The sequence below is a fragment of the Trichlorobacter sp. genome (assembly GCF_030247655.1).
Taxonomy (GTDB): domain Bacteria; phylum Desulfobacterota; class Desulfuromonadia; order Geobacterales; family Pseudopelobacteraceae; genus Trichlorobacter.
In genome coordinates, this window is record NZ_JAOTRZ010000344.1 from 1 (window position 1) to 1,879 (window position 1,879).

At 51.7% G+C, this 1,879-nt stretch carries 3 protein-coding genes; all 3 read left to right on the forward strand.

Annotated features, from left to right (window positions below; genetic code table 11):
- Positions 1 to 744 (forward strand): redox-regulated ATPase YchF (ychF, locus tag OEL57_RS16485; RefSeq protein WP_300742007.1); only part of this gene is annotated, 744 nt, incomplete at its 5' end.
- Between the two features lie 151 nt (positions 745 to 895).
- Positions 896 to 1,270, forward strand: a complete 375-nt coding sequence (locus OEL57_RS16490) for a desulfoferrodoxin (protein ID WP_300742009.1) — start codon at positions 896 to 898, stop codon at positions 1,268 to 1,270.
- 88 nt (positions 1,271 to 1,358) lie between these two features.
- Positions 1,359 to 1,879 (forward strand): LptF/LptG family permease (locus tag OEL57_RS16495; protein WP_300742011.1); only part of this gene is annotated, 521 nt, incomplete at its 3' end.

Genomic DNA, 1,879 nt, shown 5'->3' on the forward strand with positions numbered 1-1,879 from the left:
CAGGTGTCGCCTGCTGATGATCTTGCGATCTTCAATACTGAGCTGGCCCTGTCTGATCTGGATTCCCTTGAAAAAAAGCTCCTGCGTTCAGAAAAGCTGGCCCGCAGTGGCGATAAAAAGGCCAAGGAAGAGGTTGCCCTCTATGTGCGGATTAAAGGGCTGCTGGAACAATCCAAGAAGATAAAAGACTGCGCTGAGAATGAGGATGAACGGATCTGGCTGCGTGATCTCCATCTGTTGACAGCCAAACCGGTGCTGTATGTGGCCAACGTGGCAGAAGATGATCTGGAGGGGAAACATCCCTTTGTGGCTCAGGTGCGTGAGATAGCTGCTGCAGAAGGTGCCGGTGTGGTAGTGATCTGCGGCAAGATTGAGGCTGAAATTTCTGAGCTGGATGGTGATGAAAAGCAGGCATTTCTTGAGGAGATGGGGTTGCAGGAGTCCGGTCTGGATCGTCTGATCCGTGCCGGTTATGACCTGCTGGGACTGATCACCTACTTTACCGCCGGGGTAAAAGAGGTGCGGGCCTGGACCATTACGAGAGGCACGAAAGCGCCTCAGGCGGCCGGGGTGATCCATACCGATTTTGAGAAGGGCTTTATCCGGGCAGAGGTGATCGGCTATGACGATTATATCGCCTGCAACGGCGAATCAGGCGCCAAGGAAAAGGGTTTGATGCGGTTGGAAGGCAAGGAGTATGTCGTTAAGGACGGCGATGTGATGCACTTCCGTTTCAACGTCTAACAGAAAGGGGACGCTGGTCGGTCCCCTTTTTTATATATAGATAAAGGACTGATATTGTCTTTTTGTCTTGCAATCAAAAAAAAATGCGGTAGTATTGCCTCAACACACAAACGAGGCTTACAGCCTGACTACCCATGAGGAGGAAATTCCAATGCCTAAGCGTCTTGAAGTTTACAAGTGTCAACACTGTGGAAACATTATTGAAGTTATGCATGGTGGCGGTGCCGACATTGTCTGCTGTGGTGAAAATATGCAGCTGCAGACTGAAAATACGGTGGATGCTGCCAAAGAAAAGCATGTGCCGGTGATTGAAAAAGGGGATGGCACCATTACTGTTAAGGTTGGCGCTGTTGCTCACCCGATGGATGAAAAACATTACATTGAATGGATTGAGCTGATTGCTGACGGCAAAGTCTATCGTCAGTTTCTGGAGCCAGGCCAGGCACCAGAAGCAACCTTCTGTGTTACCGCCACTAACGTCACTGCCCGCGAGTACTGCACTCTGCACGGCCATTGGGCTGCATAAGGGTATCTGGTAGCTACGTTACACAACGGGGGCTTCATGGCCCCCGTTTTCTTTACACCCACCGTTACATCATGTATCATCCCCACCTATGAAACACGGCATTATAAACCGCTACCTGATGCGCGAGATCACCGGCATCTTCTTCCTTGGTCTGACTATCTTTACGCTGGTACTGCTGATGGGGCGGATGGTCAAGCTGATGGAGATGGTGGTAGCCAATGGTGTCCCCCTGGCGGAAGTCCTGCGCCTGATTATCCTGCTCCTGCCATCATTCCTCGTTTTGACCATCCCGATGGCCTTCCTGCTGGCAGTCCTGCTGGCCTTTGGCCGTCTTTCCAGTGATAACGAGATTACGGTGCTGAAGGCCAGCGGCTTAAGTCTTGGTGCCCTGCTGCCGCCGGTGTTGCTGACTGCCACTGCTGCTGCACTCTTGACCCTCTTTATCAGTGCATGGGGTGTACCCTGGGGTAATACCGGGTTTAAGCAGATGACCATGGATGTGGCCCGTAAATATGCCGCCTCTGCCATCCGTGAGCGGATCTTCCGTGATGATCTGCCTGGTATTGTCCTGTACGTTGATCAATATGATGAAGCCCAACGTACCATGTC

What these genes read in the sequence shown, in the direction of transcription:
- OEL57_RS16490 (WP_300742009.1), top strand. Translation starts at nt 896, where the DNA reads ATGCCTAAGCGTCTTGAAGTTTACAAGTGTCAACACTGTGGAAACATT.